Genomic DNA, 14,330 nt, shown 5'->3' with positions numbered 1-14,330 from the left:
TCCCCGGTACCGCGCCTGCAGTACGTCCGGTAGTGGCGGGCGGGTGTCAGATGACCTCGGAGAGGTCGACCAGGGCCTCGTCCGTGTGGTCGATGACGTCCTTGCGCCGTACACGGACGAAGGTGAGCGCGACGAGGGCGCTCGCCACGAGGATGGCGGCCGCCACCAGGAACGCGACGGTGAAGCCGTGCACCACTCCCTCGGCCTGCATGCCCCCACCGTGGTCCTTGATGTAGGTGACGGTCGCCGTGGCAGCGATCGTGTTCATGACCGCGATGCCGAGAGAGCTCCCGATCTGCTGCGTGGTGTTGACGAGAGCGCCGGCTACCCCGGCGTCGGCGGGGTCGACCCCGGCGAGCGCGGTCGAGGTGAGCGCGACCAGGGACAAGCCGAGCCCGAGGCTGGTGACGATCTCGGCAGGCAGGATGAGGCCCACGAAGCTCGTGTCGACGTCGACCTGCGCGAAGAGCACGAGACCCGCGGCGCCGAGCAGCATGCCCGTGACCATGAGCGGCATCGGTCCGATCCGCGACACGAGGGTGCCTGCGATGCTGGCGCCGACGAAGGTGCCGACGGAGTAGGGAAGGTACGCGAGACCGGTCTTGAGCGCCGAGTAGCCGAGGGTGCCCTGCAGGTAGAAGGTGAGCAGGAGGAACGTGCTGAACAGGGCTGCGATCGTCAGCAGCATGGCCAGCAGCGTGCCGCCTCGGGTGCGATCGGTGAGGAGTCGAAGCGGCAGCAGGGGGAACGTGCTCCGGGCTTCGATGACGATGAACACCAGCAGCAGGACGGCGCCGACGGCCAGGAACGACAGCGTCGTGCCGGAGTCCCATCCGTTCGACTCGGCCTTCGTGAAGCCGTAGACGAGGGAGACGAGTCCGGCCGTGACAGCGATGGTGCCGGCGACGTCGTAGTGGGCGTCGCCTTCTGCCTTGCTCTCGCGGACGACGACGCGGGATCCGATGAGTGCGACGACGGCGATGGGGACGTTCACCAGCATGGTCCATCGCCACGACGCCCACTCGGTCAGCATGCCGCCGGCGATCAGGCCGATCGACATCGCGCCGCCGGCGATGGCGCCGTACAGGCCGAGGGCCTTGGCGCGTTCCTTGGTGTCGGTGAACGTCACCTGGATCAGCGAGAGGGCCGCCGGGGCCAGCAGTGCGGCGAACGCGCCCTGGAGGGCGCGGGCGCCGAAGAGCGTCTCGGGGTTCTGAGCGATCCCGCCCAGGATCGAGGCAACGGCGAAGCCCACCAGCCCGACCTCGAAGATCCGCTTTCGGCCCATGTAGTCGGCGATGCGGCCGCCCAGGAGCAGGAGGCTGCCGAAGGCGAGCGTGTAGGCGGTGAAGATCCACTGCCGGTCAGCCACGGAGATGTCGAGGCCGGCCTGGGCCGACGGAACGGCGACCGTCACGATCGAGGCATCGAGCACGACCATCAGCTGTGCCAGCAGGATGACGCCGAGCGCCCAGTACCGGAGTGAGTCCGCCTTCTCAGCGGACGACGTTGTCGTGGTCATGTCATGCAGCCCTTTCATAGGCAACGGAGCTGGTCGATGTCGCGGGACGCATGAGTGCACCCTCAACGCAGGTACACGCATCGGTGTACGTCGACGACGGTAGCGATAGTTGCTTGCGCACGCAAATTATTCGAGCCAGGCCGAGACGGGCGAGCCACGAACGCTGCGACGGCCGGCCGGCAACGCCCAGGGGCCCGGGAAAGCCCATGGCTCCCGCGCCTGCGTGGTGAGCAGCGCACCAGTGCCGGCAAGCCTTCAGCAGGAGGGCGCGCGCCAGCCGGCGCGAGGTCGACTGGACCGGGGAAGCAGCTGGGGATCAGGGTTGCGTGCAGGCGCAGGGACTACTCGAGGTGACGACCGGGCGTGAGAGCACGCGTGGCAGCTGTGCCCCCGCCCGGTCGGTGGGCGGTGCCTCGACGGCGCGCGTCGAACGCGTCTCGTCAGCTGGTCCCGTGCGCGGCGAGCGCTTCCTGCACACAGCTGACCCGCTCCGCGACGGCGGCCATGTCCGCGTCGGACAGGTGGTCGAGGAGGGTACGGCGTACCACGGCGAAGTGATCGCGTCGCGCCTGACGGAACTTGGCCAGGCCGTCCTTCGTCAGCACGGCCCGAGCGGCGCGGCCGTCGGCGTCACACCGATGCCGCTCCACAAAGCCGCGGCCCTCCAGTCGCCCGACGGTACGGCTCATCGCGCTGAGGGACTGCTGCGCTGAGGCCGCCAGGGGCGACAGCTGTGCCGAGCGATCCGGCGCATCTGCGAGCAGCTGCAGCACCGTGAACTCGACTCGCGACAACCCGTGCCGCTGCATCAGGTCCGCTTCCCACACCGCAAACATGGCGACCGCCGTCTCGGTCAGGGAGTGGACGAGCACGTTCTCGGCCGGAGTCAGCTGGTCGCTCTGGCGTCGAGGCACGACACGACATTACTCGCTTGCGCAACCATCTTGCGGCGCGCGCGCACCGCGCCGACCGGGCCGGGCCGGGCCGGGCCACCTAGGTGGGACTGGGGTCGACTCCAGCCGGGGCGGCGCCGGCCCCCATGACGTGCTGGTGGAGGTTGGTCGTGGCGATCCGACTCGCTGCCTGTCCCGGCCTGCACGGTGCCCGGCCTGCGGGCGCCGCGCAGAGGGTCAGCGCTGGCCCTCGCTCCCCCAGCCGACCTCGTCGCGGGAACGGGCGGCAAGCCACCACCCGGCTGCCATCACCGCGTCTGCGACGGAGTGCACCACCCGCGCGAGCAGGGCCAGGGCAGTGGCCGCGGCCACCCCGGTGAGCGGCGTCAGCAGCACCACGAAGGTCGCCTCCCGGGCGCCCACACCAGCCGGCGCGAGCACCACGACCACGCCCACGGCGTAGGCCAGCGCGAACGCCCCGCCGAGGGCGATCGCGTCGTCCCAGGGCAGGTCCGAGGAGAGCAGCACCAGGGACAGCGCGTAGCCGGCCCAGGCCAGGGCCATCAGCGCGACGACCGCCGCAGTGTCCATCCAGCCGATCGGCACCGGACGGCCCGCCACGCGCTCGCCCGCCCGGCGTACCACGGGCGGCAGCAGGCCGACGACCGAGACGCCGAGCGCCAGGACCGACACCCAGCGCGGCCACGGCGCCTCGAGCGCGCCGAGGAGCACCGTCAGCGTGCCGAGCACGACCGCCGTGGCCACGTGGTAGCCCAGGAACAGGAGTCCGACGGCCACGGTGGTCCGACCGGGGACCGCGCGCCGGCTCGCGAGATGTGCCTGCGCCCCGATCGACCAGACGGACCCAGGGATGTACTTCCCGAGCTGGCCGACGAAGAAGACCGCCAAGCCGTCGACCACCGGCACCCGCGCACCGAGGCAGGCCATCATCCGCAGCCAGATCAACCCCGTCGCGCCCAGGCCGACGAGCACCGGCACCACCGCACCCAGCGCTCCCACGAGGGAGGTGTCCCGCAACGCGTCGCCGAGCTCGTCGAACCGGCCGCGCAGCCCGAGCCAGGCGAAGGTCAGCACCGCGACGAGGAAGACGAGCCGGAGCGCCGGTTGGAACCGGTCCCAGCTCGACCTGGAGCCGTCAGTCACGCAATCGCACCAGGGCCGAGCGTGTGGGGTACGGGAGCGCCGGGGTCAACCCGCGGGTCCACTCCACCTCGACGGCGACCGGGGAGCTCGCGATCGCGTCTCGATAGCGCTTCCTGTCCACGTTGTCGAAGACGAGGACGCCGCCGGGTGTCAGCCTCGTGATCGCCCGGCGGTAGCACGCGTTGCGTGCTCGTCCGTCGACGACGACGAGGTCGAAGCGGCCCTCGATCCCATCCACGGTCGCCACGTAGCGCTGGAAGTCGAGCCCCTCGAAACCCGGCTTCTCGGAGAGCTCCTGCTCGGAGCGACCGGTCGCCGGCTCCGGCTCGACGACGTGCACCACCGCATGGTCGGGCAGGACCGGCCGGACGCGCTCGGCCCAGGTCGCGTCGTGCTCGACCGAGGTGACCGAGCCCGCTCGACGGGACAACCACACCGTGGAGGCCCCCGAGCCCCACTCGAGGACCCGGGCGTCGGGCCGGGTGGCCAGGAACGCATCCACCTGGTCGGCCGCCTCGAAGGTCCACCACGGCACGTCGTAGCGCAGCAGCTCCTCCAGGTCGTAGGTCGACAGGAGCGACCGGACCCACAGCCCGGTGCGCGACCGGGTGGCCCAACGGTCGAGCAGCCGCAACAGCCCGAGCGCTCCCAGCACCCGACGCAGTGCTCGAATCCCTGCGATGTACGCCGCCTTCATCTGGGTCCTCTCGTCATGGTCCTCGGCGACCGGATCGCCAGCGACAACCCGGTCATGCGCATCCCCAGGGCCTGCCCGAGAGGCCGGGCCAGGGAGAGCCACACGTCGTGAGCGGCCCGCCGGGCCGAGATCGGCACCCTCAGGCTGCCACGGGGGCCACGTACCGCGGTCACCTGCTCGCCGTCGAGCGTGACGACGACGTCCGCCGGGGCCTCGCCCGCGATGACGAGCGTGCACCCGCGCCGGGCGCAGGCCTTGGCCGGCCGGAAGGCGAGGTCGGCCACCGACACCGGGGACGTCAGCTCGGGTCGGCCGGGCCACTGCTGCCACCCGTGGGTGGCGTAGCGCCACAGGTCGCCCCTGAGCGTGGTCCCCAGGGCGGGGTCGTCTGCCCGGACGCCGTCCAGGGTCAGCCTCGCGGGGTCGACCGTGCAGCGACCCAGGGTGCTCAGGACGACCTCGAAGCCGTGCCGCGACCGGGTCACCTCGTCGAGCGCGGTGCAGTTGGTCGGCAGGGTGCCGATGAAGACCGCGTCGAACGCGTCGACCGCTGCTCGCGGCCGGACGACGGGGAGTCCCATCGGGGCGAGCGGGCCGTTGGCCTCTTCTCGGCAGTCCAGGCTCCGGCTCGTGGAGTAGGTCGATCCCGCATTGACGAAGGGGTACGCGATGCCCGACTCCCGACCGGTCGTGGCCTTGCAGACGAGCTGGAGGTCCAAGGGCGCAGCCTCGACCAGCTCGGTGACGCTCGCCCGCCAGTAGTCGCCGCCCAGCCGCGCCTCCGGGGGCACGTCGCGGCCGCTCAGGACGTCGGTGGCGATGTTGACGTACGACGTCTGGTAGGGCTGCAGCGTCACCTGGTCGATGGTCGGCATCGCCAGGGCCGCGGCCGCGGCCAGGACGAGAGCCCGCCTGAGCGGTGGTCGCGGCTGCCCGAGCCACCACGCCATCCCGCACGCCGCCAGGACCGCGAGCGCGGGGAGCGCGAAGAGCAGCTGCCGCAACCCGTGGTACAGGTCGGAGCCGAGCACGATCGCGACCACGGGCACCGCGAAGGCCTGCACGCCGACGACCGCGACCCGTGCGGCGCGCACCCGGTCGTGCTGCCGGCGCTGGAGAAGCAGCACCACGGCGATGACCGTCCCGGTCACCGCAAAGGCCAGCAGGAGGGTCGGCAGCTCCTGCGCGAGGTGCCGCGGCACGTACAGCCGGTCCGACCGGTCGCTCGCCAGGAAGCTCGAGGACGCCTCACTCGTGCGGGGCAGGGCGCGCAGCGGCGAGGCGAAGAGTCGCGGGTAGGCAGCGACGAGCAGGGCAGCGGCGACGGCGCACGTCGCCGATGCCTCGACGAGGGCGAGGATGCGCCCACGGCGCGTGGTCGCGCACCACAGCACACCGGCGGCGCCGACCCCGAGCAGCACCAGGAGACCGGCCCACATCCCGGGGCGCGTACCGATGGCCAGGACCAGTCCGGCGACGAGACAGCCCGCGCGTGCGAGCCGGAGCCGCACGCCGGGTGGCTCGGACCGCACGTACAGCAGGACCCCCAGGGTCGCGAGCGTGTGACCTGTCGCGACCGGCACGTCCTTGACGTTGACCATGGCGTGCCCGGTCCACATCGGCGTCGCCGCGAGGACCGACGCCGCGACACAACCCCAGCCCCAGTGGCGCAACAGCACCCGGCCGATGGCGGCCACCGCGACCACCCCGACCAGGGCGAGGACGACGATCCCGAGGTGGCGGACGTCGTAGGCGTGCGGGCTGGTCGCGACCTCGCCCCATCCCTCGACGCCCCAGAGGACCGACCAGGCGTGCAGCAGCATCATGGCGACCGGCGCGTAGACGAACGTGTTGGTGCCGTCGCTGCCCGGTCCCTCGCCGCGGTAGTCCCAGTCGAGCGCGTACCACCCGGTCTCGAAGTAGTTCTGCAGCCGCATCACGTGGATCGGCTCGTCGGTCGTGATGCCGGTCCGGGTGGCGCCGAGGACGGCGAGCACCGTGGTCACGGCCAGCACGATCACGCTGGTCGTCACCAGGATCCGCGGTGGCGGACCGCCCAGGACGGGTCGGCGGAGCTGCGGGGCCTGCCTCACACGCGATCTCGTTGCCGCGAGTACACGACGAGCTCGGCGAGCAGGCCGAACAGCACGAGCTGGAGTCCGCCCAGGACGAGGACGACCCCGGCGATCAGCAGCGGCCGCCCACCGACCGCCTCACCGGCGAGCTTCTCGATGAACAGGTAGGTGAGCGCGAGTCCACCGCCGGCCAGGCTCGTCAGGCCGATGCCACTGAACAGGTGCGAGGGCCGACTCTCGTAGGTCATCAGGAACCGGACGGTGACGAGGTCGACGAAGCCGTGCCAGAACCGGGCCAGTCCGTACTTGGTGGCTCCGTGCAGACGCTCGTGGTGCTGGACGGTGACCTCGGCCACCCGGAACCCGAGCCAGTGGGCGATGACGGTGAGGTAGCGGTGCAGCTCGCCGTAGAGCATCGGGGACACACCGCGCGCGACGTCGGCCCGCATCACCTTGAAGCCGGAGTTGAAGTCCTTGCCGGAGACGCCGGAGATCCGGGCCGTGACGGCGTTGTAGAGCTTGGACGTCGTCCGCTTGACCGACCGGTCGTTGCGGACGGTCCGTGCCCCGGTGACCAGGTCCGCCCCGTCCTTGAGCCGCTCCAGCAGCAGCGGCAGCTCGGCGGGGTCGTCCTGGCCGTCGGCGTCCATCATCACGACGACGTCGGCCCCCGCGGACAGCGCCCGCTCGAAGCCACGCCGAAGGGCCGAGGCCTTGCCGAGGTTGCGACCGAGCGAGATGAGGTCGACCCCGGAGTGGCGGTCCACGAGGTCGGTCATGACCTCCCGGGTCTTGTCCGTCGACCCGTCGTCGACGACGAGCACGTGCCCGTCCTCCTCGAGCAGGGCGAGCTCCGACAGGATCCTCGGCACCACGACGACCAAGTTGTCGGCCTCGTTGAGAGCGGGCACCACCACCCAGATCACGGTTGTCATCATTGGTCTCCCAGTGGGGCGGTCCCGGCAGGGACCACGCGGATGCTGCGGACCCGGAGGCCGAGTGGCTCTCCGGAGGTGCGCTCGAAGGTGACCCAGGGGTGGGACACCCCGGAGGGCAGCGGGATCGAGACCGACCCGGTGGTCGTTCCCACGTCGGTCGGGCGGTCATCGACGACGGCGGTGAGATCGGCTGGGGCGTCAGCGTCGAGCTGCAGCGAGCAGGCGACGCGGGCACACTCCGACGGGACCTCGAAGTAGAGGCTCGCGGACTCGCCCGTGGCGTCGATCGCGTCCATCGAGGAGCGCGTCACCCATCCCACCGGTGCGTAGGACCACTGCGGCGGCGTCATGTTCGCGCCGTCCGTTCGCGCAAAGGTGACCGACGCCGACAGCCGCGACGGCTCGAGCCGACACAGCGCGACGTAGGTCATCGCGATCTCCCTGGTGTGCCGGTCGCGGGTCACGGCGGAGAGACGGCTGCAGTTGCGCGGCACTGCGTGGTCGCGGTCGATGATCACGTAGAACTCCTCGCGCGCCAGCGCGGACTCGTGGGGGAGGTCCTGCGCCGTCCACGCCGACGACAGCGGACCGAGCGGGTCGACACGGCAGTCGACGCTGCTGTCGATCGTGTAGCGGCCGGCCACCATCGACTCCGCCGCGACTCCTGCGGCCTCGGCGCTGCCGGCCAGGGCCCCGTTCGGGGTCGAGCGGGTCGGCCCGCAGACGATCGGGCCGTCCCTCGGGATGGTCGGCAACAGCTCGGGGACGCTGGTGCGCCAGTAGTCGGAGGCGACGTGCACGCCCGTCGCGTCGAGCGCGACGTTGTGGTAGGTGTACTGGTAGGGGAAGGCCAGCGCCTGGTCGACCGTGGGCGCCACGAGCGCCACTGCGGCCAGCCCGCCCACGAGGCGGGTGCGGCCGTGCGCGTGGCCCCAGGCCAGCGCCCTCGCCAGTCCGAGCGTGACCAGCACCGCCCACATCGGGAAGGCGAACAGCAGCTGGCGGAGCCCGTTGTACAGGTCGGAGTTCCTCGCGATCGCTACCAGCGGCACGGCGAGCACCTGCACCCCGACCAGGGCCAAGCGGGTCGCGTGCGTCGGGTCGTCGTGCCACCGGCGGACGACGAACCCGACCGCCGAGACGAGGCCGATCGCGAAGAGCGCCTGGAGCAGCAGCGGTACCTGTGCGGTGTAGGTGAAGGGGACGTAGAGGTACTCGGCGTCGCGACCGTCCCGGAAGCTGGCGGACTGCTCGCTCGACTGCAGCAGCAGGCCGGGCCGGAAGAAGAGGTTCGGGTAGGACGCCAGCAGGACCGCGCACGCCGTGGCCACCCCCGCCGCGACCTCGGTCGCCACGGTGCGTGGTCTGCCGGCGGGGCGCGCGACGACCACCCCGATCACGAGGACGACCAGGGCCGCCAGCACGGCCGACGCCATGGCCGGCCGGGTGCCCACCATCAGCGTGATGCCGACGGCGAGGGCGAGGACGCGGAGCAGCCGGTGGCCCTCGGGCGGGGAGAGCATCGAGACCAGGGCCCACGTCATCACCGTGCAACCGGTCGCGACCGGGACGTCCTTGATGTTGAACATGAGGTGACCGGTCCACATCGGCAGCGCCAGGAGCGCGGCGGCCGTGAAGAGGCCCCAGCGCCAGGATCCGAGCAGGATCTTGGTCGTGCCGGCGGCGGCCGCCGTCCCGAGGAGACCGATCAGCAGCACCCCGAGGTGTCGCACGTCGTAGGCCGCCGGCGTCGTCGCGACGGAGCCCCACTGATCCACCCCGACCACCACCGCCAGACCGTGGAGGAGCAGCATCGCGACCGGGCCGTAGACCAGCGTGTTGTTCTCGCTCGTGCTCGAGCCACTGATCTCGTTCGACCAGTCGAGCGCGAACCAGCCCTCGTCGAGGTAGTTGCGCAGCCGCATCACGTGGTACGGCTCGTCCCACGAGATGCCGGTCCGCAGCGCCCCGAGCACACCCATGACCACGCCCGCGACGACGACCGCGCCACTCACCCACGACACCAGCGACGACAGCCGGGGCGCCGCCGCGCTCTGGCGACGATCGGTCCTCGGTGCCAGGGACTCGGTGACCGGTGAGTCGGCGCGATGGCTCAGACGCGAGGCCAGGACGTCACCACCTTCCATCGATCGCCTCTCCGGACGGCGGCGACGCCGAGACTTTCACGGACCCGGGAAACACGACGCGAACGCCCGGAGAACAGCCGAGGGACCCCTGGGTGAACACCGCCGAACCCCCGCGGCGGACCGCCGACCGGGCCGGACGATCGACACGAGATCGACACCGGATCCGGTTACTGTCCGCCCCAGGTATCCGCCTGAAGCGTCCACGTCCGGGGAGGAGTTGTCGTGTCGTCGGTGTCCGCGCCCCCTGCTCGCCAGGACCACTGGAGCGAGCTGGTGAGCTCGCGCTCGTTCCGTCGCGGGATGGGTGGCGTGCTCGTGCTCTACCTCGGGCTCGCCCTCATCTGGGTCTTCTGCGTGCCGCTGTTCGGTCCCGCTGACGAGCGCGCGCACGTCGACTACGCCTGGCAGGTCGCCCACGGTCACCTCCCCTCGGCCGGCGGGCAGTTCATCCCGCAGTTCCCCGAGCTGGGCCAGACCGGCTACGTCCAGCACGTCGCGAACCACCCGCCGCTCTTCTACGCGATCGCCGGTCCGCTGATGCGCCTCGGCGACGCACTGGGAGGTCCAGCTGTCGGCTTGTACGCCGTCCGGCTCCTCAACGCGGCGATGACCCTCGTGACCATCCTGGTCGTCGCCCGCATCGCGGCGGAGATCACGGCTCGCGCGCCCCGCCGGCTGCGTGGGGCCGTGGTCATCGCCGCCAGCGCGCTGGTCGCCGTCAACCCTGCCCTGCTCGCCGCCTCCGGCGCCATCCAGAACGACGCGCTGTCGATCCTCCTCGCCGCACTCGTCACGATGGTCCTGGTCCGCGCGACGCGCACCGGCCTCGACACCCGCACCGTCGCGCTCCTGGCGGCGCTGTGCACGTTGGGCATGCTGACCCGGGTCACCTTCGTCACCGTCGCGGTCATCGCCGTGGCGTACACCGTCGCGCTGACGCTCTGGCCGACGCTCCGCCTGGCCCATCCCGAGCGGGCTGCCGTGCGGCAGGCGGCCGCGAGGGGCCTGGCGATCGTGGCCACCGTCGCCGTGGGCGCAGGCTGGTTCATGCTCCTCAACCTCGACCGGTACGGCGACCTCACCGGTGGCTCGGCGGTGTACACGATCGAGACCGTGCAGTCGCGTGACCTCGCCCCCGGTGCGGCGTCCGGACCACTCGGCTACCTGCTGCACCCGTACACGTGGTGGACACAGCTCCTTCAACTGGTGGCCCCCGTGCCGTCGATCTCCGACGACAAGATGCCCTACGTGCTGATGACGACGACACTGCTCGTCGTGCTCGTCGGCGCTGCGGTCGCGGCCGTCCGCCACCGCGGACGCGGACTCGTCGACCGGCCCGGCGTCGTCGCCATGCTCCTCCTGGGCGTGTTGTTCCTGACCAGCATGACGAAGCTCGCCTCGCACGTGAGTCAGCGCGGCGGCGCGAACCAGCGCTACCTGCTCGATGCGATCGGGCTCTGGGCGGTCGGGGGCGCCCTGCTGCTCCTCGCCCTGGGCCGACTGGCACCCCACGCCGTCGCGCTCCTGGGCGCACTCGGTGCCACGGGGGTCGTGACCTATGCGGCCGGCATCGTCCTGCGCACCGACGACATCGACGGTGGACCAGTGGTCGCCGCGCTGCGCACGTCGCTGTCCGAGAGCATCGTGCCGGCGGCCGGGCTGATCTCCCTCCTGGCACTGCTGATGGTGGTCGCGGGCTTGGCGACGGCGACGTACTCGATCACCCAGGCCCTGCGTACGCCCTCACCGCCGGTCCTGGAGCGGTGACGCCGTGCGACTAGTGGTGCAGATCCCCTGCCTGAACGAGGAGGAGACCCTCGGCGGGGTCCTGGAGTCGATCCCGTCCAGCATCGCCGGCATCGACGAGATCATCGTCCTCGTCATCGACGACGGCTGCACGGACCGCACGGTCGAGGTCGCCCGGGCCCACGGCGTGACCGAGTTCGTGCACCACGTGCGCAACCAGGGCCTGGGCAGGTCCTTCCACGACGGGATCGTGCACGCCCTCGAGCTCGGCGCCGACATCGTCGTCAACACCGACGGCGACAACCAGTACCCCCAGGAGCGCATCGGCGACCTGGTGCGTCCGATCGTCGACGGCGAGGCCGACCTCGTGATCGCCGACCGCCAGGTGCACCTGGTCGAGCACTTCTCGACGTCCAAGCGGATGCTCCAGCGGTTCGGCAGCGCGGTGGTCAACCGGGCGGCCGGCACGAGACTGCCCGACGCGGCGAGCGGCTTCCGCGCCTACTCGCGCGAGAGCCTGATGGTGCTCAACACGATCACCCGGTTCAGCTACTGCATGGAGACGATCATCCAAGCGGGCAACAAGAAGCTGAAGATCGCCAGCCTGCCGATCGTGACCAACCCCAAGACGCGCGAGTCCCGTCTCTTCGGGTCCACGGCGGAGCACGTGCTCAAGTCCGCCGCCGCGATCATCCGGTCGTTCATGATGTACCGGCCCTACGCCATCTTCTTGTGGCTGACGATGCTGTTCGGGATCGCGGGGTTCATCCCGTTCGTCCGCTACGCAGTGCTCCTGTCGCGCGGTGACGAGGGCGGGCACGTCCAGTCGCTCCTGGTCGGCGCCCTCCTGCTGATCGTCGCGGCGATGAGCCTCATGCTCGGCGTCATCTCCGACCTGATCCGCACCAACCGGATCCTGATCGAGATCACGTTGGAGCACACCAAGAAGGCACGCTTCGGCAAGTCCGCAGCCGAGCTCCGGCCGGAGCGTAGGCCGCAGCTCGACGCACACTGGCCGACGCCCGGACCCCGCAGCGTCTCGGCCAGCTCGTCGCCGGTCTGACCGACTCGTGCACGTCGGGATCCCGGCGGAGGTGCTCCACCCGGGGTCGGGGTTCCCCCACGAGGTGTCCGCTCCTGCGGGGTCACCGCCGGGGCAGTCTCCTACGACGACGCCGCCAGGGACCCGTCCCTCCCCGACGTCCTGGGCCCCTCTCGAGCAGGAGGGTCAGGAACCCGGCACCACGAGCCCGTTCTCGTACGCGACGACGACGGCCTGCGCTCGGCTGTTGAGCCCCAGCTTCGACAGCACCCGCTTCACGTGGGTCTTGACGGTCTCGTCGCTCAGCACCAGGCGGGCCGCGATCTCGGCGTTCGACAGTCCGGTGGCCACCAGGCTGAGGACCTCCGACTCCCGCGGCGTCAACCGTGCGAGCCCGGCGTCGGCGTGCCGGGCGGCACGGTGCGCGGTGGCGTAGGTCTCCACCAACCGGTGGGTGACCCGGGGCGACAGCAGGATGTCCCCGGCCACCGCGGCGCGCACCGCGGACAGGATCCGCTCCGGCGGGGTGTCCTTGAGGAGGAAGCCGGCGGCGCCCGCCCGCAGCGCTGCGTAGACGTACTCGTCGAGGTCGTGGGTCGTGAGCACGACGACCCGGGGGCCGTCGTCCGGGGCGGCCTCGAGGATGCGGCGGCACGCCTCGATGCCGTCGAGCTCCGGCATCCGGATGTCCATCAGCACGACGTCCGGTGCGGTCTCGGCGGCCAGCGCGACCGCCTGCAGACCGTCGGCGGCCTGGCCGGCGACGGCGAAGCCCGGTGCCGCGTCGAGCAGCGCGACGAGGCCACCGCGGATGAGGGCCTGGTCGTCGACGACGAGCACCCGGATGTCCCGGCCGTCGGGCACGGGCTGGTTCATGGGCTGGGTCACCGGGCCACCTCCAGCAGCCGCTCGGGCACCGGCAGCCGCGCCAGCACGCGGAACCCGCCGTCGTCCTGACGGCCGACCTCGAGCACCCCGCCGTACAGCTCCACGCGCTCGCGCATCCCCGCGATCCCGCGGCCGGGTGGCCGCTCCTGGGTCGCGGGGTGGGCCGGGCTGCCGTCGTCGCGGACCTCCACCGTCAGGAGGCGGGGGCCGTGCGTGATCGTGACCCGCGCACTGGCGACGTGCGAGTGCCGGAGCACGTTCGTCAACGACTCCTGCACCACCCGGAACGCCGTCAGGTCGAGCCCCGGCGGCAACAACCGCGCCGGCCCCTCGCGACGGACGTCCACGGCCAGGCCCGCGGCCCCGAGCCGGTCGACCAGCGCGCCGAGGTCGCCCAGGCCCGGCGCCGGCGCGTAGGGCGCCGCCTCCTGCGCCCCGCCGCGCATGGTCTCCAGCAGGCGACGCATCTCGCCGAGCGCGTCCCGGCTGGCCCCACCGGCCGCGGCCAGTGCCTCGCGGGCGGCCGGGAGATCGGTGTCGATCACGTAGCCGGCGACGCCGGTCTGCAGGGAGACCACCGACATGTGGTGGGTGACGACGTCGTGGAGCTCCTGGGCGATCCGGGTCCGTTCCTCGGCGACCGCTCGCACGGACTCGGCCGCGGCCAGGGCCGAGCGGGCACTCCACCGCCGGGTGCTCTCCCCGAGCCCCCAGGCGGCCAGGTAGACGACCGCGGCCTGGGCGACCTGCGACCACAGCACGCCGTCGGCGGTCTCGAAGATCAGCACCGAGACCAGCACGGTGGTCGCGTACGCCGCCGCGGCCACGGGGCGCGGGCGGAGGGTGGCGACGCTGAACATCGCGATCAACAGCCCGATGGAGCCGCTCGGCGAGTCGCCGTACCCCAGCAGGGCGAAGGCGGCCGACGCGGCCACGATCACCGACATCGAGCCCACCGGGGCGGTCTGGCGTGCCGCGACGGGGGCCACCGCGAGCACCGCCAGGACGAGCGCGCCCCACGGGACCCGACCGGTGCTCTGGCCGAGCAGCGTCGCGAGCGCGAGCGCCGTCAGCGCGACGGCCAGACCGGTGTCGATGAGCCTCCCGGTCGTGGAGCGAGGGACGACACCGACTTCTCGCACATCCTCACTGTAGGCGCGGCGAGTCCTCCCGGCGTCCCCCCACGGTGGGCCGTCGGCGTACCCCCAGCGGGGTAGG

At 71.8% G+C, this 14,330-nt stretch carries 11 protein-coding genes; 2 read left to right on the top strand and 9 right to left on the bottom strand.

Annotated features, from left to right (window positions below):
* Positions 1-46 precede the first annotated feature (46 nt).
* The 7 genes from AC4MBH_RS10435 to AC4MBH_RS10405 all read right to left on the bottom strand — a co-directional run bounded on the left by AC4MBH_RS10435 (position 47) and on the right by AC4MBH_RS10405 (position 9,304).
* Positions 47-1,522, bottom strand: coding sequence for an MFS transporter (locus tag AC4MBH_RS10435; protein ID WP_491794790.1), 1,476 nt, complete (start codon positions 1,520-1,522; stop codon positions 47-49).
* 440 nt (positions 1,523-1,962) lie between these two features.
* Complete coding sequence (locus AC4MBH_RS10430; RefSeq protein ID WP_491794789.1) at positions 1,963-2,436, bottom strand: MarR family winged helix-turn-helix transcriptional regulator; 474 nt, start codon at positions 2,434-2,436, stop codon at positions 1,963-1,965.
* Positions 2,437-2,652: 216 nt separating this feature from the next.
* Positions 2,653-3,579: a lysylphosphatidylglycerol synthase domain-containing protein gene (locus AC4MBH_RS10425; protein WP_491794788.1), complete on the bottom strand. Its 927-nt coding sequence runs from the start codon at positions 3,577-3,579 to the stop codon at positions 2,653-2,655.
* Entirely contained in the window at positions 3,572-4,276 is a 705-nt protein-coding gene (locus tag AC4MBH_RS10420; protein WP_491794787.1) for a class I SAM-dependent methyltransferase, read from the bottom strand. Before AC4MBH_RS10420 ends, AC4MBH_RS10425 begins: the two co-directional genes overlap by 8 nt.
* On the bottom strand, positions 4,273-6,369 hold the full coding sequence (locus AC4MBH_RS10415) for a hypothetical protein (protein WP_491794786.1): 2,097 nt from the start codon (positions 6,367-6,369) through the stop codon (positions 4,273-4,275). The genes AC4MBH_RS10420 and AC4MBH_RS10415 overlap by 4 nt, the downstream gene beginning before the upstream one ends.
* A complete protein-coding gene (locus AC4MBH_RS10410) occupies positions 6,366-7,286 on the bottom strand; it encodes a glycosyltransferase family 2 protein (protein ID WP_491794785.1) in 921 nt (306 codons plus the stop codon). Before AC4MBH_RS10410 ends, AC4MBH_RS10415 begins: the two co-directional genes overlap by 4 nt.
* A complete protein-coding gene (locus tag AC4MBH_RS10405) occupies positions 7,286-9,304 on the bottom strand; it encodes a hypothetical protein (protein ID WP_491794784.1) in 2,019 nt (672 codons plus the stop codon). The genes AC4MBH_RS10410 and AC4MBH_RS10405 overlap by 1 nt, the downstream gene beginning before the upstream one ends.
* A 354-nt stretch (positions 9,305-9,658) precedes the next feature.
* On the opposite strand from AC4MBH_RS10405, the gene AC4MBH_RS10400 reads away from it, so the two are divergent.
* Both AC4MBH_RS10400 and AC4MBH_RS10395 read left to right on the top strand, forming a co-directional pair.
* On the top strand, positions 9,659-11,203 hold the full coding sequence (locus tag AC4MBH_RS10400) for a glycosyltransferase family 39 protein (protein ID WP_491794783.1): 1,545 nt from the start codon (positions 9,659-9,661) through the stop codon (positions 11,201-11,203).
* A 13-nt stretch (positions 11,204-11,216) separates the two neighbouring features.
* Entirely contained in the window at positions 11,217-12,245 is a 1,029-nt protein-coding gene (locus AC4MBH_RS10395) for a glycosyltransferase family 2 protein (RefSeq protein ID WP_491794782.1), read from the top strand.
* A gap of 165 nt (positions 12,246-12,410) precedes the next feature.
* On the opposite strand, the gene AC4MBH_RS10390 is transcribed toward AC4MBH_RS10395, so the two are convergent.
* Complete coding sequence (locus AC4MBH_RS10390) at positions 12,411-13,112, bottom strand: response regulator (RefSeq protein ID WP_491794781.1); 702 nt, start codon at positions 13,110-13,112, stop codon at positions 12,411-12,413.
* On the bottom strand, positions 13,109-14,254 hold the full coding sequence (locus AC4MBH_RS10385; RefSeq protein WP_491794780.1) for a sensor histidine kinase: 1,146 nt from the start codon (positions 14,252-14,254) through the stop codon (positions 13,109-13,111). Before AC4MBH_RS10385 ends, AC4MBH_RS10390 begins: the two co-directional genes overlap by 4 nt.
* Positions 14,255-14,330: the final 76 nt, after the last annotated feature.

The sequence above is a fragment of the Nocardioides sp. WJ219 genome (assembly GCF_058559815.1).
The sequence above is the reverse complement of the archived record's forward strand: the minus strand, read 5'-3'. Positions and strand labels throughout refer to the sequence as shown.